Genomic DNA, 20227 nt, shown 5'->3' with positions numbered 1-20227 from the left:
AAGCTTTTAAAAGTGTGTTTTTAACTGCTGAAGGTCGTTGTTTCTATTGTGGAAAGTTATTTAAGGAAAGGGTTTCAAGTTCTTTCGCTTCATTCTCAAAAATAATAAACACTTTTAATTCTGCGTGTCGCTCTGCAAATGTCTTTACTTTATCTATTCCCATAGCCTGAAACGCCGTGGCATAAGCATCAGCAGTCATACAATCTTCAGCTAAAACAGAAACACTTAAAATATTAGTTTTAGAAGGATACCCCGTTTTTGTATCTATAATATGGGCATAACGATTACCGTTGTCATCAATTTTAAATTTACGATATGTGCCAGAAGTTGCCATGGCTTCCTCTTGTAAAACAATGACTTTTGAATACGACTGATCTCCTTCAAAATTTGGATCGTCGATACCCACTTTCCAAGGTGATTTTTTTTCAAGATTGAGACCTCTTGCTCTTAGCTCCCCCCCTATTTCTACTAAATAATCCGTAATATTTTTACTTTCTAAAAACTCACCAATAACATCCACACCATAACCTTTAGCAATAGCATTAAAATCTAAAAATGAATTTTTATTCTTTATAATTATATGGTTCTTTAATCCCATTCTATTAAAACCAACAGATTTCATAAGACTATCTATTGCTGTGCTATCTATATTTGCTATTTTTCCTTCAGGACCAAAATCCCACGCATTTACAACAGCTCCAATTGTAGGGTCAAAAGCACCTTCTGTCATTCTGTAAATTAATTTCGCTTTTTCAAACACACGTGCAAAATGAGCATCTACTTCAATAGGTTCACCTTTATTTATTCTTGAAATTTTAGATTCAGGAATGTAAGTGGACATCGATTCATTTATAACATTAAACAGACTATCAAATTGCTTTTGGTAGTTAACATCATCTTCTGAATGGTATTGAACACTATAAGAAGTTCCAAAAACAGGTCCAGATAATTTGATGTTTTCAGGTTCTGATTCACAAGAAACAAACAGTAATGCTAAACTAAATATGAATAATATTTTTTTCATTATAAATTTTAAAATCTTAATTATTGAAATTCGTTTTTTTACTTATTAGATTAATTTAAATTCATCTCAATAACCTGAATACCATTATATTCAATAAGGTATTCTTCATTTAAATGAATAGGCAAATCTTCGCCGTCAGGATTCCCTAAACCAACGCCTGCATATAACACTTTAGCATCTTTATCGAACGCGTGTTTCTTAAAAGTTTCCATCCAAACTACATCGTAATTATTAGGGTTATCAGGTAAAATAACAGCTCGTACTATTACAAAATAATACTGACCCTTTTTATCAATACACACAAATTGAGGATGACGTTTTAACTTACTATTAATTGCTATAAATTCAAAACCACGTGCTTCGAGGTCCTTGCCAACATGGTTCATGGCGAGATTATGAATTTCTTGAGGGGTTAATGGTTTACTCATAAAACAAAGATACAAAGTTGTAATTTAAAATAACCAAACCTTGCTTTTACAAATAAATAATTAAAATAAAATTCATTTTTTTAATCAAAAAAATAATGGAGAATAAGTAAGAACGAAATCTACCATACGAAACAAAGTAATTTGCTCTAAATTAATTTTAATAATACAATCTAAAGAAAAAACTTACAATAAAATTATGCTTATCGCTAAATAATTTTTAATAGAAATATTTACATAAATTATAAGCTATATTTGCTCACTAACCCCTATTAATACATTTATTTTGTCTATCCCTAATATACAAAAAAAAAGTAGCATCAATTTATTAGATTTTATTCAAGAACATGCTGCCATAGGCACATGGGAATTTGATACAACTTTATCGCAACTAAATTGGAGTACTCAAACAAAAAAAATACATGAAGTCTCATTAGATTATAAACCTAATGTTGAACTTGGACTTTCTTTCTATAAAAAAGGTTACAGCCTAAATAAAATAGAAACATTATTTACAAATTGTATTGAAAACCACAAAGATTTTGACATTGAAATTCAAATAATTACCCAAACAGGAAAAGAAAAATGGGTAAGAACAATAGGTACGCCTATAATTGAAAATAATAAATGTATTAAAATACAAGGCTTAATTCAAGATATTGATAAAAAAACAAAAAACTCTAAAGCATTAGCTATAAAAGAACAACAGCTTAGTAGAACATTTGAAACGGCTTTAGTTGGAATGGCAATAGTAGATCTAGAAGGTACTTTGATCGATGTTAACAAAAGCCTCTGTAAAACTCTTGGTTATAATAAGGATGAAATTAAAACCTTAACATTTATGGATCTAACACATCCTGATGACTTACGCCGTGATTATGCAGCTATGATGAGAATGATTAGTGGAAAACTTGATCATTATGAAGCTGAAAAACGCTATATAAATAAAAAAGGTGAAATTATTTGGGCGCAATTGTTTACAACAATTGTTAGAGATAGTAATGGGCAACCAGAGCATTTTATAGCTCAAATCAATGATCTTACATTAATAAAGAAAAGTAGTCAAAAAGTTTCTCAATTATTAGACACTACAGAAAATCAAAACAAACGTTTATTAAATTTTGCACATATTGTATCTCATAATCTAAGATCTCATTACGGTAATTTAGATATGTTATTAGATATTATAAAAATGGATTCACCTGAAACTACTAAAAATGAAATATTTCCATTAATTGAGCAAGCGGTAAATAACTTAGGTGAAACTGTAAAAAATTTAAACGAAGTCGCTGCCATAAATACTCAAAAAGATTTAAAGACAGAATCTTTAAACTTATTAGAGAATTTCAATAAAGCATTCTCTAGTATTTCTGCACTTATAATCAATTCTGAAACTAAGATTTCTATAAATATAGAACCTGAAATTTTTGTTAAAGGAATCCCGGCTTATTTAGATAGTATTTTATTAAATTTTTTAACGAATGCTATAAAGTATAAAAAAATAAATGAACCCGCTAAGATTGAGATAAACACTGAAATTGAGAATGACTTTGTTATTTTAAAAATTAAAGATTACGGTCTAGGCATAGACTTAAAAAAACATAGAGACAAGTTATTTGGAATGTACAAAACATTCCATAAACATAAAGATTCACGTGGTTTAGGACTCTTTATAACAAAAAACCAAGTTGAAGCCATTGGTGGTAAAATTGAAGTAGAGAGTATCGTAAATGAAAGCACAACTTTTTATATATATTTAAAGACATATGAATAAAATTGACGTAGCCTGTATTATAGATGATGATCCAATTTTTATTTTTGGAGCAAAAAGAATGATGCAATTATCTAATTTCTGTAATTCTTTTATGGTTTTTAAAAATGGACAAGAAGCGATTAATAATCTAAAACCCATAATGAATTCTGATGAAGCAATACCAAATGTCATATTATTGGATATAAACATGCCAATAATGGATGGGTGGCAATTTTTAGATGAATTTATTAAAATTGAATCACATAAAAGCATCACCATTTACATCGTTAGTTCTTCTATTGATCCAGTAGACTTAAATCGTGCTAAACGCTATGATAATATAAAAAACTATATTATTAAACCCATTTCATTTAAAAAGCTAGAGAGCATATTACAAGACGTATAAATTTCTTTTTAAAAAAAATATTAAATACATAAACGGTGATTTGTTATTTAAAAGATCTTTATAGCTTAATATAACTATTCGGTGACTTTTATGATATAAAAAAGAGACTGCCTTTTTAGACAGTCTCTTTTTTTTTCTTCTACTTACTCTATAATTTTTAGGTAAGCTCTAAAATCACCTATTTTAATTCACTAAGCAAAAATTATCAAATCCTACATACATTTTTCCATAATCATCAAATGGAAGATGCGAATTAGTAATCATAATATGATTAATACCATTTGTTGGAAATGATAATGCACTTGTATCTATTGTAAAAGAAGCCGTTTGCCAAGCATTTGTTGTCGTTGAAGTAATAACGACTTCACCTAAAAAAACGGTATTTGTACTTCCAAATAAATCTAGATTTGTAGGTGTTGCAATTCCTGTTGGACTGGCTGGTAATGGATTTGTGTTTGGATGATACACACCATAAACACCAACCTTTACATCATTTGAAGCGGAACACGATTCACTCATATTAGCATAGTCAAAAGATAAAGAATAGAGACCTGAACCTTGATTTATAGTCACTATAAGTTCATTAAACATACCCTCTCTGTAAAGCGCATTAGAATTTGTAGAGTTTTCTACCCAAATAGATGCAAAAACACCTGTAGATGGAGTTGGAGCTGTGAAGCAAGATTGACCGAAATTGGTAGTAGTATTATCAAATAAATCGGCAAGACTAGTTGATGATTGCCATAAGGCTTTCCAATTGGTTGCTAGATCAACATCTTCATCTATTACAGCATTTGGATCTCCTGTTGTAATTTCAAAATCACCATTTTGAATAAAACCAGGACAAGCTGTTATTTCTGGAAATCCAGGAGTACATTCACAATTTTCGCTAACAGTTCCGTCATTAACACCGTCGTTATCCGAATCACATGCAACTTCAAAGTTGAGTTGCAACGCTTCACAATCAAAATCAACAGTATTTTCAGAAACACAATTACAATCATCAGTAATAATTCCATCTAAATTACCATCACCATTAAAATCACATGGATCACCAAAGTTAACCTGTAACTCTTCACAATCGAAACCAACAGTATTATCTGGAAGACACTCACAATCATCTGTAATAGTTCCATCTGAAATACCATCACCATCAGAATCACACATATCACCAAAGTTAAGTTGCAACTCTTCGCAATCAAAATCAAGACTCTCGGCAATACATTCACAAAACTCATTAACGATTCCGTTATCAATTCCATCACCATTAGCATCACAAACATCACCTATGTTAAGCTCTAAATCGGCACAATCTACATCTCGATTATCTTCATCATAAGCACAAACTTCATCATCACTACAAGAAGACAAACATAATAGCATGAAAATACAAATCATTTTGAATGTATAATTTAGATAGGTTGATAACATTTGGCATTTGGGGTTTATATATAAATTTCTCATTTTGTTTAAGTTTTAAATCAAGGCAGCAATTAACAACTGCCTTGATTTGGTTAATGATTAATAGCAGATTAAATCAATATGATTAGAAACAAATTACTTTGAATTCTGTTCTACGGTTTACACGGTGCTCATCATCTGTACAGGGTACATTATTAGCACATTTGACATTCTTTAATTCGGTTTCACCAGCACCTCTTGCTATTAAGCGATCCTTAGAGATGCCTTGACTAGCAATATATTCTACAGTAGCATCTGCACGACGTTGTGATAGTTTTCTATTGTACTCATCAGAACCTTGACTATCGGTATGCGATGACATTTCTACTTGAATGTTAGGATTGTCTTGCATCAGTTTTACAATAAGTTCTAAATCTGGAATTGAGACTGGTAATATTTCTGACTTATCTAAATCGAAATTAATATTATCTAGTTTTATGGCTTTACCACAAGGATCGATGCACAATTCAAAATCGATAAATAAACTTTTATTTCTATCGTAAGAGCTTGTTGAAACTTCTACCTCATTAGAATAATAACCATCTTTTTTACCATTTAAAGCATAAGTAGAAGCCTGTTTAACATGAAACATAAAATCACCAACATCATTAGATAATGTATGCTTTTCTAAAGCTGCTAATTTATCTGAAAGACCAATATCTACAGCTTGTAAACCTGAATCTGCATTACATTCTACAACATTACCTTTAAGTATAAAATTTTCATCGCCATAGTAAATTACTTTCTGGATGCTATTTCCTTCCTTTTTACATTGAATAAATTCATCTTGACTTATCTTTTCATTATCTAAAGCAACATCATATAGATTTCCGCTAATAACATAATCAGCTTCTAACACATCACTAAAAACAATAACTCCAAAAGAATTGGTTGTACCACTTTCTATAATATTACCTTCTAAATCTTTTAATACAATATCAGTATTTGGAAGAATTTCTCCTGAAAATTTATCTTTAGCAGTAATTGTAATTCCACAACCACAAGTTGCACAACAATGAGGAAAATGATCTTCTTGACAAACTGGACAAACATTTTCTTCTTCATCTTCTTCTTTTTTATCCTCTTTCTTTTTTGTGAATTTATAAGTTAAACCTGCAAATGCTCCAATTGAAGAAATATCACAATCACAAGGTTTTGATCTTGATAACACCTCTCCATCAAAAGTATTAAAAGGATCACCATTAGCACCTGCTACAGAAGTAAGCGGTTGATATAAGGCAGAAACACCAGATTCACTTAATTCTTCTACACCTAAGTGGTGCATATAATAAGCACCAAGGTTAACTCCAATATTTTTAGTAATAGCGTAAGTAAATCGTATCTGACCTTTAAAAGTTAAAACACCTGAATCTTTATAACCCGCATGAAAATTTAAAGGAAAGGTATTAGAAGCTGTTGAAGTACCCATTAGAAGCGTTCTCCCACCTGTAATAGAAGCTAAACCAACACGAGTATTAAGTTCTGCTTTAAATTTACCAGATGGTAACCTGTATTGAAAATTTGGACCAATACCATAAAACATACGAGTTACTTTTTCTTCACTTAAATTAAATGAATTAATAGCAGTAAAAAGATCTGGCTCAAAAAGATTAGACGTTGGGTAATTGCTTTCTGGTTGATTTGTTATGTAATCGAAATCAGCACCAACTCCTAACCAACTCCAATAGTAATCTAAAGAAATACCTAAATCTAAACCACCATTATAATCTATATAAGGGGTATTATTTTTATAGGTTGGAAAATCATATCCTATTCTAGGACTTAATTGAAAATAATTCTTTTCTAATGTAGCTTCTACTACATTACTTTGTATGTCATCTAATATATTTTCTTGGGCAATTGTAGAAAATACATTTGCAAATACAAATAGCATGATTAATAGTTTTGATAAATTCTTCATTGCGAATGTGTTTTAAATTAAGTTATTCAGACTTATATAAAGAAGACTATAAAATTGTTACCCTTTTAAGGAATAAAATTTTTAAAATAACATAGTATAAAAGCACTTAAAACAAAGCAACAAATAATGATGCACTGCTAACTTCTAGCAAAAAGAGAACAAAGAATATCTTTTAAGAAAAAGTTTAAAACAAAAAAAGCCGATTCAAAATGAATCGGCTTTTTTAATATTATATATAAACTTTAGAATTATCCTCCAAAGTCATCAAATCTAATGTGTTCATCCGGTATTCCGAAATCTTCACCCATTTTCTGAACTGCTTTGTTCATCAATGGTGGTCCACAGAAATATAACTCAATATCTTCTGGTGCATCATGCAGGCTTAAATAGTTATCTATTACACAATTGTGAATAAACCCTACAAAACCATCTCCAGGAGCATCAATATTTTCTTTTACTTTCCAATTATCTTCTTCCATTGGTTCAGATAAAGCTAAGTAAAACTTAAAGTTAGGGAAATCTCTTTCTAACTCACGGAAGTGCTCTAAGTAAAATAATTCACGTTTAGAACGTCCACCATACCAATAAGTCACTTTTCTACCTGTTTTTAAGGTTTTGAAAAGGTGATATAAATGAGAACGCATTGGAGCCATACCAGCACCACCACCAACGTAAAGCATTTCGCTATCAGACTCATTGATGAAGAATTCACCATAAGGTCCTGAAATAACAACTTTATCACCTGGTTTTTGGTTAAAGATATAAGAAGAGGCAACACCAGGATTTACATCCATCCATCCGCCTTTTGCTCTATCGAACGGAGGACAAGCCACACGTACGTTTAGCATAATTTCGCGTCCTTCAGCTGGGTAAGAAGCCATAGAATAAGCTCTTTCAACTGTTTCAGTATTTTTCATTACTAATGGCCAAAGTTTAAACTTATCCCATTCTTCTTGAAATTTATCTGGAGTTTCATGTTCTTCAGGATGAGCTGTAATATCCATATCGGTATACTTTACTTCACATGGAGGAATTTCAATTTGAATATATCCACCTGCTTTGTAACCCATATCTTCTGGAATTTCAACAACAAACTCTTTAATGAAAGATGCAACGTTGTAGTTACGTACCACAACAGCTTCCCATTTTTTAATACCAAATACTTCTTCAGGAATGGTAATTTCCATATCCTGTTTTACCTTTACTTGGCAAGACAAACGTGCACCATGTGCCAATTCTTTTCTTGAGAAGTGAGGTGTTTCTGTTGGTAAAGCTTCTCCACCACCAGATAATACATGACATTCACATTGAATACATGTTCCACCACCACCACAAGCTGATGGTAAAAATATTTTTTGGTTTCCTAAAGTACTTAATAAAGAACCTCCAGAACTTACTTCTATTTCACGTTCACCATTAATCAAAATCTTTACAGGTCCTGATGGTGATAATTTTTGTTTTACAAATAATAATAACCCAACTAATAACATTAAAATGATTAAAAATGCTACTACGGTTACTAAAATTGTCCCTGTTGTACTTGCTGCTAATAATATCATACTACTCAATTACTTTAATTGTGTTATCAGCTAATGCTTTTGTTTCTTCTATTTTCTTTTCAGCTTCTACTGTAGTAGTAGTCACTTCTTCTTTAGCTTCATCATCACCACCAGTTAACATACCACCAAAACTCATAAAGCCGATAGCCATTAAACCTGTAATAATAAATGTAATTCCTAAACCACGTAAAGCTGGTGGCACGTTAGAATATCTAATTTTTTCACGAATTGCAGCAATTGCTAAAATAGCTAAGAACCATCCAATACCAGAACCAACACCATAAGTTGTTGCTAATCCTAAAGTAGGAATCTCTCTTGATTGCATAAATAATGAACCACCTAAAATGGCACAGTTTACAGCAATAAGTGGTAAAAATATACCTAATGAATTATATAAAGATGGTGAAAATTTCTCTACAACTATTTCTACCAATTGTACCATTGTAGCAATAGTAGCAATAAACATAATAAAAGATAAGAAACTTAAATCATAACTAGCGTATTCTTCACCTAACCAAGATAAAGCTCCTGGTTGTAATAAATACTGATCTAATAGCCAGTTTAAAGGTACAGTGATTGCAAGTACAAAAATTACTGCCGCTCCAAGACCAACAGCTGTACTTACTTTTTTAGATACAGCTAAGTAAGAACACATCCCTAAGAATGTAGCAAATACCATGTTATCTATAAAAATCGATTTGAAAAATAATTCTATATGTTCCATATATTTTGTTTTTAGTTGTTAGCATTTAATTGTCAATTTAAACCATCAACAACAAATAACCTTAAACTAATTTAGTCTTCAATTAAAGCTTTGTTTCTACTACGTTGTATCCAAATGATAATACCTACAACAATCAATGCCATTGGAGATAATAACATAAAACCGTTATTTTCATAACCGATAGCATACAATCCTGTTTTTTCAATAGGATCTCCTAAAACTTTAAATCCTAATAAAGTACCAGAACCTAAAAGCTCTCTAAAGAAACCAACGATAATAAGTATTAAACCATAACCAGCTGCATTACCAATACCATCTAAAAAGGATTGCCATGGTTTGTTTGCTAAAGCAAAAGCTTCAAAACGTCCCATAATAATACAGTTTGTAATAATCAATCCAACAAAAACAGAAAGTGTTTTACTTAACTCGTAAGCAAAAGCTTTTAAAACTTGATCAACTATAATTACTAAAGCAGCAACGACAACCAATTGAACAATAATTCTAATTTTTGAAGGAATAATGTTTCTCATTAAAGAGATCACTACATTTCCTATAGCTAAAACAGCCATTACAGACACAGCCATTACAATCGAAGCTTTTAACTCTGCTGTAATTGCTAAAGCAGAACAAATACCTAATACCTGAATAGTAATAGGGTTATTATCCGCTAATGGATCTGTGATTAACTTGGCATCTTTTTTTGATAAAAGTCCCATAAATTAATTGTTTTTTAAATTTTTAAAGTAAGGTTCGTAAAGCTTTAAATCACTTTTTATCATAGCTGAAACACCATTTCCTGTAATTGTAGCTCCTGCAATTGCATCAACCTCATTATCTGTTTTATCTAAATTTTTTGGATCTGCATTTCCTTTAGCAACATCTATACCTTTAAAAGTACCTGAATCACTTAAAAGGTGTTCACCAATAAAATCATCCATAAAAAAACGTTGCTTAATGTTAGCACCTAATCCAGGTGTTTCACCAGCATGATCAAAAAATGCACCTTGAACAACCATGTTTTCATCCATTGAAACATAAGCCCAAATAGCATCCCAAAGACCTTTACCTCTAATTGGTGCTATGTAAAATGTTTTACCATCTTTTTCACCAACAAATAAAGGCAATCTTCTTGCTTTACCTGCATTTGCATTTGCTTGTTCTTTTTTAACATCTATTAAATAAGCTTGATCATCTTCGCTTACTTTTCCGTCTTGAATAACCAATTGCTTTTGAATATATGTTTCAAATAACTCTGGTGCATCATTTGTAGAAACAAAATTCGCACTACTTTCATCATTCTCATTAACACCCATTGCATACAGAATATTCTGCTGCTTTTCTATACGTTGGTTCTCTGTAATAGTCGGTTTTAATGAAGATGCAGTAAACGCTAGTAATGAACCTACGATTAATACCATAGCTATGGCAAAAATTATAGTGTATGAATTTTTATCTGTTCTATTTTCCATCGTTATGCAGTTTTTGCTTTTAGACGTTTCATTCTTTTCTTAACATTCCCTTGAACCACATAATGGTCAATTGTTGGTGCAAACACATTCATTAATAGAATAGCTAACATTACACCTTCTGGATATGCAGGGTTAAATACACGGATCATAATAGAAAGAAATCCTATTAAGAAACCATAAATCCATTTCCCTTTATTTGTTTGTGATGCTGTTACAGGATCTGTAGCCATAAATACAGTACCAAAAGCAAAACCTCCGATAAGTAAGTGATGCCAGAATTCTGTACTCATTAATCCATAAAACTTGCTTCCTTCAGTAATTACTTCAGCACTAACAAGACCATTAAAAATTAATCCCATTACTAAAGCTCCTACAACAGAAGATAACATAATTCTCCAGCTTCCTATTTTAGCGAAGATTAAAAATACAGCTCCTACTAAAATTAAAAGTGTCGATGTTTCTCCTACCGAACCAGGAATAATTCCGCAGAACATATCCCAAACCGAATAGGCAACTTCTTTACCTTGTGCTAAAGTACCTAATATAGTTTCACCAGAAATAGCATCTACATTCTGACCTGCAGCAATCATTTGATCACGTTCTACAGCTCCATGAATCCATACTTTATCTCCTGACATCCATGTAGGATAAGCAAAGAATAAAAAGGCTCTAATGGTTAATGCTGGATTAAGAATATTCATTCCTGTTCCACCAAATACTTCTTTACCGATAACAACACCAAAGATTACAGCAACAGATAACATCCATAATGGAATATCTACTGGTACAATAAGCGGCACTAACATACCAGTTACTAAATAACCTTCTTCTACTTCATGTCCTTTAATGATGGCAAAAACAAATTCTACTGCTAAACCAACACCGTAAGAAACAATGACTAGTGGTAATACTTTCCAAAGTCCAACTACAAGATTGTCTAAAGTCCAAAATGAAGCTCCTAAAAACCCATTTGCAGATTCAATTAAACCTTGTGCTAAATAATGCTGATAACCAGCATTAAACATACCGAATATTAAACATGGAACTAAAGCCATGATTACAGTATTCATTGTACGTTTTAAATCATCAGCTGCCTTTATATGAGTACCATTATGAGTGGTTTCATTAGGCATATATAAAAACGTAAAAAGGGCGTTAAATCCAGGAATCCACTTCTTGTCTTTATTCTTTTCCTTAAAATTATGTAAATTATTTTTTAAACCCATTATCCTATTTCTTTAAGCATTAAGTCTAACCCTTCTCTAATTATTTTTTGATGCGGTTGCTTAGATACACATACAAATTCCGTTAAAGCAAAATCCTCAGGTGCAACTTCGTACATCCCTAAAGCTTCCATTTCATCTAAATCTTTATACATACAAGCTTTTAGAATCTGCATTGGATAGATATCTAAAGGAAATACTTCTTCGTAAGTTCCTGTAGTAACAAATGCACGATGTTCTCCGTTTGTATTTGTATTTAATTCGAATTTCTTTTTTGGAGTTAACCAAGAAAAGGTTAAAGCTCTAGATGTAGACACCTTATTGAAAACAGGTTTGTTCCATCCAAAAAACTCGTAATCATCACCTTCTGGAATCACAGAAATCACATTGCTGTAATAATCTAAGTTACCATCTGGTTGCACTTGTTTTCCTGACAATACGTTTCCTGAAATAAAACGAGCATTGCTGTCTTTTTCAACACCATTATCATAAACCATAGTTGCAATTTCTGCACCTAATTTAGTTTTAAAATAACGTGGTTTTTTAACAGAAGAACCCGCTAAAGCAATAATACGCTCAGCATTAAACTTCCCAGTAAGAAGTAACTCACCGATAATCACTAAATCTTGTGCATTAACAGTCCATACCGTTTCACCTTTATTAACAGGATTAACCTTGTTAATTAAAGTCCCTACATTCCCTGAAGGATGCGGTCCTGAAACCTTGTGTGTTATTGCATTTTGTAGATTAGCTAAAGGTGAACTTGACTTAGCTCCAACTGAAATATGAACTCCACCTTCTGTAAACTTAGACAACGCTGTAACAGCGGCTTGTAACTCAGCTTCTTTCCCAGCTAGAGTATAATCTAAATTTGCAGCTAAAGGTGCACTTGCATAACCTGACACAAAAATAGCTTTTGGTGTGCTATCTGCCTTAGCGATAACATCGTAAGGACGTTGCTTTATAAAAGCCCAACATCCTGAAGCTAACAAATGTGCTTTAGTTTTTTCAGCATCCGAATTTAAGTCAAACTTCCCATGATCTAGAAAAGCCTGCGCTTTGTCTGCAGTTATTTTAATAGCGTCTATTCGACGTCTTGGTCCACGTTGTATTTCCGTAATCTCACCAGAAACTGGAGAAACAAATTTCATTGCCTCATTGTCTTTATTAAAAAACAAAGTTTCACCTGCTTTAACATGCGTCCCCTCTTTGGCAACAAGTTTAGGAATAATACTATGGAAATCTTCGGGTCTAATAGTGTAAGAATTACTAATAATAGCACTCTCTGTAGCTTCCTCGGCTTGACCGATTAACCTTATATCTAAACCCTTTTTAATTCTGATGTCTTTTGACATATACTTAAAGATTAGTTGTCTAAAAATCCGTGCGAATTTACAAATTAATGCTTAAAATCCCTCTAAAATCATGTTATTTATTTATTTATAACCATTATAAATAATCCAATTACCATAAGGCACAGATTTTGATTATCTTTATGCACTTAGATTCAATTAAAATGAAAAAAAACTATTTAAGCCTTCTTATACTTTTTGTATTTCCAACAATTGTAATATCACAAGTCGCTACTGAGCTAAATCCTCCAGACTTTATAAAAACCATTACTTTTAAAAGCAATAATACCACACAAGGGCAACTGCCTATATTTAGTCTTGGTGAATCATTAACCTTAGAATTTGATGCTTTAACAGGAGATGAAGAAGATTTCTATTACGTTATTGAACATTTCAATTTTGACTGGACACCTTCAAGTTTAGTTAAATCTGAATACTTAAGTGGTATGGATAATCAACGTATTTTAGATTACGAAAATTCGTTTAACACCTATCAAATTTATTCACATTATAATTTAGAAATCCCAAACACACAAACACGTGGCTTATTAAAAAGTGGCAACTACATGATTTCAATTTATGATGATTATGATGAACTTATGTTCAGCAGAAAATTTATGATTTATGAAAGCCTAACAAATGTTGGAGTTCAAGTAAAACGCTCTAGAGATGTAAAAACTATAGCAGAGAAACAATCTGTAGATATCAAAATTACAACGAGTGGCATGAATTTAAACAACCCTCTTGAAACGATTAAAACACTAGTCATTCAAAACAACAATCTAAACACAGCGATTACAGATTTAAAACCACAATACACTCTAGGTAATGAACTCATTTACCGTTACGACACAGCTTCTTCATTTTGGTCCGGAAATGAATACAACTTTTTTGAAAACAAAGATGTTAGAGCTGCAAATATTGGTGTTCAACGTATAGAATTAAAAGATCTTTATCACAATTACCTATACACTAACATCGCTAGAAAAGACAGACCATACACTTATAACCCTGATATTAATGGTAATTTTCTCGTTACTGTTTTAGATAAAACTAACGTAGATATTGAGGCAGATTATGTGATGGTGCACTTTTCATTATTACATGATGAATTAATAGATAAAAACATATTTATCTATGGCAATTTTAATGGATACACTTTAGAACCCTTAACCCAAATGCTTTATAACATTGAAAGTAAACGTTACGAAAACATAATGCTTATGAAGCAAGGGTTCTACAACTACAAATTTGTTACGGTAGATAAAAAAACAGGAGAATTAGATGAAGGTATTATCAGCGGAAACTTTTGGCAAACAGAAAATAATTATAAAGTTTTAGTTTACTATAAAGATTTAGGTTCTCGTTACGACCGCCTTATTGGATTTGGAGAAGCAAGCTCAGTAGACATCACGAACTAAATTATGAAAATGAAAAATATTTACACTTTTAATTAGTGTTTTAGCATATTAAACCCTCATAACTGCTCTTTCTTTAAAAAATAAGAGACCTCACTTTAATTACAAGGAATCATTCAAAAATTATGTTATTTTAGCATAGATCAAACACTATAAACTATGGTACAACAAGTTACAAGCGGTATCAAAATTTCTGTAGAAACCAATTTTGAAGGCACATTTTACAAAAATTACAAAGTACATTTCGCTTTTGGTTACAAAGTAACCATCGAAAACCAGAGTAAAGATTCTGTTCAATTGCATTCTAGACATTGGAAAATACTTGATGCCTTAAATAATGAAGAAGTTATAGAAGGCGAAGGCGTTATTGGTAAAAAACCTATTTTAAAACCAGGTGAATCTCACACTTATAATTCAGGTTGTCTATTAACCTCTCCTTTTGGAGCTATGCAAGGTTATTATAACATGACAAATAACACAACATCTGATAACTTTAAAGTTTATATCCCTTCATTTAAACTAAGTGCACCTTTTGCTATAAATTAAATCTCATCCCTTTAATTTAATAGCTTAAAATATTCTTAACTCAACTTATTACACAAAACGATAAGCATTAAACTTAAGCTTTAATTTGATGAAATAAATATGTAAAATTCACATTTACAACTTTCACATAGCTATAACGTTTCAAAAAAATATTTTCTCATAAAAATTGTACATTTGTTACTTACACTTTCAAACTAAAAACAAATAGATTTCTACTTTTAGTGGAAACATAAAACAATTTAACGATGGGAAAAGGATTCTTTAATGTACCCGTAGCAGTTAACGAACCTGTTATGTCTTACGCACCTGGTTCTGCAGAACGCAAAGCAGCATCAGAGGCTTATAAATCAATGTTCAATTCTAAAGTTGAAGTTCCTCTATATATAAATGGTAAGGACGTAAAAACTGGAAATACCAGAACTATGTCACCTCCACACGATCATAAACATATTGTTGGTGAATATCACTTAGCTGAACAAAGCCATGTTGAAGATGCTATTGCTACAGCATTAGAAGCAAGAAAATCTTGGTCTCAAATGCCATGGGAACAACGTGCAGGTATTTTCTTAAAAGCTGCAGAATTAATTGCTGGTCCATACAGAGCAAAGATTAATGCCGCTACGATGATAGCTCAGTCTAAAAATATTTATCAAGCTGAAATTGATGCTGCTTGTGAGCTTATTGACTTCTTACGCTTTAATGTTCAGTTTATGTCAGACATTTACATGGAGCAACCAGAAAGTACAAGTGCTGCATGGAACAGAGTAGAATACAGACCACTAGAAGGATTTACATACGCTGTAACACCGTTTAACTTTACTGCTATTGCCGGTAACTTACCAGCTTGTATGGCTTTAATGGGAAATGTTGTGGTTTGGAAACCAAGTGATAGCCAAGTTTATTCTGCAAAAGTTATTATGGACATCTTTAAAGAAGCAGGTGTACCAGATGGTGTTATTAATGTTGTTTTTGGTGATCCGGTAATGATTACAAATACAGTATTAGCAAGTCCTGATTTTTCTGGTTTACACTTTACAGGTTCTACACATGTATTTAAAGAATTATGGAAACAAATAGGAAATAACATACACAACTACAAAACATACCCAAGAATTGTTGGTGAAACTGGAGGTAAAGATTTTATAGTTGCACATAAAACAGCCGATGCTAAACAAGTTGCAACAGCTATTGCTCGTGGTGCTTTTGAATTTCAAGGTCAAAAATGTAGTGCTGCATCTAGAGCTTATGTTCCTAAAGGAATTTGGGCAGATGTAAAAAAATATCTAATTGAAGATATGGAATCTTTCAAAATGGGATCTCCTGAAGATATGAGCAACTTTATCACCGCTGTAATCCACGAAGGTTCTTTTGATAAATTAGCGAAATATATCGATGAAGCTAAAGCTGATAGCGATGCTGAAATTATTGCTGGTGGTAATTACGATAAATCTAAAGGGTACTTTATTGAACCTACAGTTATCTTAACTACAAATCCAAAATACACAACAATGTCTACAGAGTTATTTGGCCCTGTAATTACAATATATGTATATGAAGATGATGCGTACTCAGAAACATTAAAACTGGTTGACGAAACAAGTGACTATGCTTTAACTGGCGCTATTATTTCTAGAGACAGATATGCTGTTGAAGAAGCTACAAAAGCACTTCAGAATGCTGCTGGAAACTTTTACATAAACGACAAACCAACAGGAGCTGTTGTAGGACAACAACCTTTTGGTGGTGCTAGAGCGTCTGGAACAAATGATAAAGCCGGAAGCCCTCAAAACTTATTACGTTGGGTGTCTCCTCGATTAATTAAAGAAACATTTGTAACTCCTGTAGATTATAGATATCCATTTTTAGGAGAATAACACCTAAAAATCTAAAATACAAATCCTTATCAGCAATCTGCTTTTAAGGATTTTTTTTTGTTTGAAATAGAAATGATCACCATAAATAATAATTCTTAAAGTAAACTTTGTATCTTTTCAAGATAATAACTAAAATCTACAGCTATGAAGAAACTATACATTTCTATTTTATTACTTTTTCCGTTACTTACTTTTTCACAAATAGCATTCACCTCAACTATTCCACCAGACCTATCTGCTTATGGTGAGGCCACAAGTTATCCAGGCCAAGGGGAATACGAAATATTTTTAAGCGCAGACAATATTTTAGACAAACCTATAATTATTGTTGATGGTTTAGATGCTGGTGACTTAAGAGATATTAATGGCATTTATAGTTTATTAGACTTTACAAATACTACTGGAACTCAAAATTTAGCAGATCAATTACGCGCTGAAGGTTTTGATATTGTTATTTTAAATTTCCCTGTTTACACAAGAGTTGAAGATGCTGAGATTATAGATGGAGGTTCTGATTTTATAGAACGAAATGCTATGCTTTTAACTGAATTAATTGAGATCATTAATATAGACAAAGCATCAAACAACCCCGAACAAAATGTGATTATAGGACCAAGCATGGGAGGATTGATTTCTCGTTATGCCTTAAATTACATGGAAGCAAACTCTATAGATGCTGACACAAGACTTTACATCTCTTTTGATGCACCACACAACGGAGCAAATGTCCCTATCGGATTACAACATCAGCTAAACTATTTAGCCTATAACGCATTATACCCTGTTACAGAATTAGAACCCGTTATTGAAGATTTACTTAAATCAACTGCTAGCAAACAATTACTAGTAGATCATTTTGAAGCACATTTATCTGGAAATGATTTAGTCACTTTTGACGCTTCAGCAACATTACCAGAACCACATCCCTTTAGAACTATTTTTGAAACTCATATAAATAATTTAACAGCTAGTGGCTTTCCTGAGGACGTACGTAACGTTGCCATTATCAATGGTAGTGGCAATGGAAGTCCATATTTAGCAGCAGACGGAGTAACACCTATAACAAACGGATTTGCCATAGCAGATGTAACATTACCTGTAGAAGTTCCTGTTTTAGGTACTGTAGACGTAGAAATAGAATTAAACATGACACCTGCTGCAGGATCACCACAACAAGTAAGTCGTTTTTTCGCACCGCTTTTACCTCCCTTTGTTCCTAACGTAGAAAGTATTGCCAATTCAGGAACCACAAACTTTGATGGTATCGATTCAGCTCCAGGAGGACTATTTGATTTATCTAATTTAACAGCATCCTTTGGAGGTACTGGAGGTATTGGTGAAGATTTTTTCACCGCTTTACAGATTGATAAATTTAGTTTTATACCCTCGGTTAGCGCACTAGCATTAGATATTACAGATGCTACAACAAATTACGATATCAATTGGCACTACCCTATTGATTTAGACGATAGTGAAACAACCGATAACACACCTTTTGCTAATATTTTTGCACCAGACGCTAACGAACCTCACCTTCAACTTACCGAAGCTAATGTTGCTTTTGTTTTAGCTGAAATATTAGCTGCATCCTTAAATATTCCGGATTCAGAATTATTAACAATGCAATTAGAAAAGAATCCTGTTCAAAATGAATTGGTATTACGCTCAAATTTAAATAGTACAGCAACTGTTGTAATTAGTGATTTAACAGGTAAAATAGTTTTTAATTCAACTCGAGAATTAACAAGTAGAACTGCAATTCAGGTTGATTTAACTTCAGGCTTTTATATTTTAAATGTATTAGGCCAGAACAACGGCTCGTACACCACTAAATTTATAGTAAACAAATAAAAAACTTAAATTAAAACTATAAAAAAACCTAAACAGTATATCTATAATGTTTAGGTTTTTTTATTCAAATCTAGTCTTCAAAGACTATTACTCATAAGATTTATCTTCATTTAAATGTGCAAATTGAGCATTTTTAGCATTATTATCAGCATCAACAACCATAGCAACAACACTCAAGTTTTCTGTAACATAATTTGAAGGAACTGTAATTACATATGATGTAACATATTCGGTTAAAGCACTAGTAAGAGGAATTTCATCACCTAAAACACTAGATAACGAATTTCTCAATACTTCATTGTGTTCAAAACCAGGAATTGGACTACCTGCATTATAAAAAGGACTAGAACTATCTTGATCATAATAATTTACTTGATCATAGATTATACCGTCTTCAAGTAAATAAACGACAAGCTTATCACCTTGTGAAGAACCTTCTTCATAAACCACATTAATCTGTACTGTTAATGCACCATCTACTAATTCAGAATTTAGAGCCAATGCTAAGTTAGTATCTAGACCAGCAATACTTGTAACGTCTTCAACAACATGAGGTGTAGCCCAATTTACTGATCTATTTATTTTAGCTGCAGGAAACCCTTCGATATCAAAAGCATCTTTTAATAATTGTACTTGATCAAAATGCATCGGATCTTCAAAACTATTTGCTGTTTCATGAATAGCCACAATTGCAATATTATCCGTTTCTTCCTTCAATAAACTAACCGCATTTGCAACTCTAGGACAAAAACCACACCATGTCCCCGTATAATCTTCAACAACAATCTTTCTTTTAGGGATTATAACACTAAATGCTTCTGCACTTGTAGTTACCTCTACCCCTTCTTCCATATAAACCCCATAAACCTCAAAATCTCCAATGATATCAGACGAAAAAGAAGTTCCCTCTACAGCAACACCATTAACATAAAAGGTGGTAAATTCAGTAACATCCTCTCCTTCTTCATTTATAATCTTAAAAGGAATCTCTTGATTAATTAATGAGGCTTTTCGAGCTATATTATCAACCTCAATTTGAGCCGTTGGAGTTGTTAGTGGTACATTATCCTCAGTTTTACTGCAAGAAACACTTACTAACATCATTATTATTAAAAATAATTTCGCTGCTTTTTCAAAAATCATAATCCGTATTTTATATTGTTTTGGCTAAATTAATTAATTTTTACAACTCCTATACATTTGTTAAAATTTTAACTAATA

At 32.0% G+C, this 20227-nt stretch carries 17 protein-coding genes; 6 read left to right on the top strand and 11 right to left on the bottom strand.

Features of this window, described 5'->3' with window-relative positions; translation table 11 throughout:
* Positions 1-43: 43 nt before the first annotated feature.
* Positions 44-1024, bottom strand: a complete 981-nt coding sequence (locus HSX10_RS05880) for an FAD:protein FMN transferase (RefSeq protein ID WP_173587272.1) — start codon at positions 1022-1024, stop codon at positions 44-46.
* 50 nt (positions 1025-1074) lie between these two features.
* Positions 1075-1452 carry a DUF8840 domain-containing protein gene (locus tag HSX10_RS05875; RefSeq protein WP_173587271.1) on the bottom strand — a complete coding sequence of 126 codons (378 nt, stop codon included), beginning with the start codon at positions 1450-1452 and terminating at the stop codon, positions 1075-1077.
* A gap of 283 nt (positions 1453-1735) precedes the next feature.
* Here HSX10_RS05875 and HSX10_RS05870 point away from each other — a divergent pair, with 283 nt between their 5' ends.
* Positions 1736-3223, top strand: a complete 1488-nt coding sequence (locus HSX10_RS05870; RefSeq protein ID WP_173587270.1) for a PAS domain-containing sensor histidine kinase — start codon at positions 1736-1738, stop codon at positions 3221-3223.
* Positions 3216-3608: a response regulator gene (locus HSX10_RS05865; protein WP_173587269.1), complete on the top strand. Its 393-nt coding sequence runs from the start codon at positions 3216-3218 to the stop codon at positions 3606-3608. Before HSX10_RS05870 ends, HSX10_RS05865 begins: the two co-directional genes overlap by 8 nt.
* A 183-nt stretch (positions 3609-3791) precedes the next feature.
* Here the strand turns inward: HSX10_RS05865 and HSX10_RS05860 are convergent, their stop codons facing one another.
* The 8 genes from HSX10_RS05860 to HSX10_RS05825 all read right to left on the bottom strand — a co-directional run bounded on the left by HSX10_RS05860 (position 3792) and on the right by HSX10_RS05825 (position 13320).
* Positions 3792-5006: a hypothetical protein gene (locus HSX10_RS05860; protein ID WP_173587268.1), complete on the bottom strand. Its 1215-nt coding sequence runs from the start codon at positions 5004-5006 to the stop codon at positions 3792-3794.
* 148 nt (positions 5007-5154) lie between these two features.
* On the bottom strand, positions 5155-6990 hold the full coding sequence (locus tag HSX10_RS05855; RefSeq protein ID WP_173587267.1) for an OmpA family protein: 1836 nt from the start codon (positions 6988-6990) through the stop codon (positions 5155-5157).
* A gap of 248 nt (positions 6991-7238) precedes the next feature.
* Positions 7239-8546 (bottom strand): NADH:ubiquinone reductase (Na(+)-transporting) subunit F, encoded by a 1308-nt coding sequence (nqrF, locus tag HSX10_RS05850; RefSeq protein WP_173587410.1) that lies wholly within the window; start codon positions 8544-8546, stop codon positions 7239-7241.
* Positions 8547-8550: 4 nt separating this feature from the next.
* The gene (gene nqrE / locus HSX10_RS05845) at positions 8551-9273 is read right to left on the bottom strand and encodes an NADH:ubiquinone reductase (Na(+)-transporting) subunit E (RefSeq protein WP_173587266.1); all 723 of its coding nucleotides are present in this window, start codon (positions 9271-9273) and stop codon (positions 8551-8553) included.
* 71 nt (positions 9274-9344) lie between these two features.
* Entirely contained in the window at positions 9345-9989 is a 645-nt protein-coding gene (locus HSX10_RS05840) for an NADH:ubiquinone reductase (Na(+)-transporting) subunit D (protein WP_173587265.1), read from the bottom strand.
* 3 nt (positions 9990-9992) lie between these two features.
* Positions 9993-10742 carry a Na(+)-translocating NADH-quinone reductase subunit C gene (locus tag HSX10_RS05835; protein WP_173587264.1) on the bottom strand — a complete coding sequence of 250 codons (750 nt, stop codon included), beginning with the start codon at positions 10740-10742 and terminating at the stop codon, positions 9993-9995.
* Positions 10743-10744: 2 nt separating this feature from the next.
* Positions 10745-11968 carry an NADH:ubiquinone reductase (Na(+)-transporting) subunit B gene (locus tag HSX10_RS05830; RefSeq protein WP_173587263.1) on the bottom strand — a complete coding sequence of 408 codons (1224 nt, stop codon included), beginning with the start codon at positions 11966-11968 and terminating at the stop codon, positions 10745-10747.
* Positions 11968-13320 (bottom strand): Na(+)-translocating NADH-quinone reductase subunit A, encoded by a 1353-nt coding sequence (locus HSX10_RS05825; protein WP_173587262.1) that lies wholly within the window; start codon positions 13318-13320, stop codon positions 11968-11970. The genes HSX10_RS05830 and HSX10_RS05825 overlap by 1 nt, the downstream gene beginning before the upstream one ends.
* Before the next feature lie 161 nt (positions 13321-13481).
* Here HSX10_RS05825 and HSX10_RS05820 point away from each other — a divergent pair, with 161 nt between their 5' ends.
* The 4 genes from HSX10_RS05820 (at position 13482) to HSX10_RS05805 (ending at position 19006) form a co-directional block, all read left to right on the top strand.
* On the top strand, positions 13482-14738 hold the full coding sequence (locus tag HSX10_RS05820; protein ID WP_173587261.1) for a type IX secretion system plug protein: 1257 nt from the start codon (positions 13482-13484) through the stop codon (positions 14736-14738).
* Positions 14739-14894: 156 nt separating this feature from the next.
* On the top strand, positions 14895-15281 hold the full coding sequence (gene apaG, locus HSX10_RS05815; RefSeq protein ID WP_173587260.1) for a Co2+/Mg2+ efflux facilitator ApaG/CorD: 387 nt from the start codon (positions 14895-14897) through the stop codon (positions 15279-15281).
* Positions 15282-15526: 245 nt separating this feature from the next.
* Positions 15527-17155, top strand: a complete 1629-nt coding sequence (gene pruA, locus HSX10_RS05810) for an L-glutamate gamma-semialdehyde dehydrogenase (RefSeq protein WP_173587259.1) — start codon at positions 15527-15529, stop codon at positions 17153-17155.
* A gap of 144 nt (positions 17156-17299) precedes the next feature.
* Positions 17300-19006: a T9SS type A sorting domain-containing protein gene (locus tag HSX10_RS05805; protein ID WP_173587258.1), complete on the top strand. Its 1707-nt coding sequence runs from the start codon at positions 17300-17302 to the stop codon at positions 19004-19006.
* A gap of 87 nt (positions 19007-19093) precedes the next feature.
* On the opposite strand, the gene HSX10_RS05800 is transcribed toward HSX10_RS05805, so the two are convergent.
* The gene (locus HSX10_RS05800) at positions 19094-20149 is read right to left on the bottom strand and encodes an Omp28-related outer membrane protein (protein WP_173587257.1); all 1056 of its coding nucleotides are present in this window, start codon (positions 20147-20149) and stop codon (positions 19094-19096) included.
* Positions 20150-20227: the final 78 nt, after the last annotated feature.

Origin of the sequence: Winogradskyella undariae (assembly GCF_013285155.1) — a bacterium.
In the GTDB taxonomy this organism is placed as follows: Bacteria; Bacteroidota; Bacteroidia; order Flavobacteriales; family Flavobacteriaceae; genus Winogradskyella; species Winogradskyella undariae.
The sequence above is the reverse complement of the archived record's forward strand: the minus strand, read 5'-3'. Positions and strand labels throughout refer to the sequence as shown.

Bases quoted from the DNA above. Each gene is read 5' to 3' on its own strand.
- HSX10_RS05880 (WP_173587272.1), bottom strand. From the start codon at position 1,024: ATGAAAAAAATATTATTCATATTTAGTTTAGCATTACTGTTTGTTTCT.
- HSX10_RS05875 (WP_173587271.1), bottom strand. From the start codon at position 1,452: ATGAGTAAACCATTAACCCCTCAAGAAATTCATAATCTCGCCATGAAC.
- HSX10_RS05865 (WP_173587269.1), top strand. From the start codon at position 3,216: ATGAATAAAATTGACGTAGCCTGTATTATAGATGATGATCCAATTTTT.
- HSX10_RS05860 (WP_173587268.1), bottom strand. From the start codon at position 5,006: ATGATTTGTATTTTCATGCTATTATGTTTGTCTTCTTGTAGTGATGAT.
- HSX10_RS05855 (WP_173587267.1), bottom strand. From the start codon at position 6,990: ATGAAGAATTTATCAAAACTATTAATCATGCTATTTGTATTTGCAAAT.
- nqrE (WP_173587266.1), bottom strand. From the start codon at position 9,273: ATGGAACATATAGAATTATTTTTCAAATCGATTTTTATAGATAACATG.
- HSX10_RS05840 (WP_173587265.1), bottom strand. From the start codon at position 9,989: ATGGGACTTTTATCAAAAAAAGATGCCAAGTTAATCACAGATCCATTA.
- HSX10_RS05835 (WP_173587264.1), bottom strand. From the start codon at position 10,742: ATGGAAAATAGAACAGATAAAAATTCATACACTATAATTTTTGCCATA.
- HSX10_RS05830 (WP_173587263.1), bottom strand. From the start codon at position 11,968: ATGGGTTTAAAAAATAATTTACATAATTTTAAGGAAAAGAATAAAGAC.
- HSX10_RS05825 (WP_173587262.1), bottom strand. From the start codon at position 13,320: ATGTCAAAAGACATCAGAATTAAAAAGGGTTTAGATATAAGGTTAATC.
- HSX10_RS05820 (WP_173587261.1), top strand. From the start codon at position 13,482: ATGAAAAAAAACTATTTAAGCCTTCTTATACTTTTTGTATTTCCAACA.
- apaG (WP_173587260.1), top strand. From the start codon at position 14,895: ATGGTACAACAAGTTACAAGCGGTATCAAAATTTCTGTAGAAACCAAT.
- pruA (WP_173587259.1), top strand. From the start codon at position 15,527: ATGGGAAAAGGATTCTTTAATGTACCCGTAGCAGTTAACGAACCTGTT.
- HSX10_RS05805 (WP_173587258.1), top strand. From the start codon at position 17,300: ATGAAGAAACTATACATTTCTATTTTATTACTTTTTCCGTTACTTACT.
- HSX10_RS05800 (WP_173587257.1), bottom strand. From the start codon at position 20,149: ATGATTTTTGAAAAAGCAGCGAAATTATTTTTAATAATAATGATGTTA.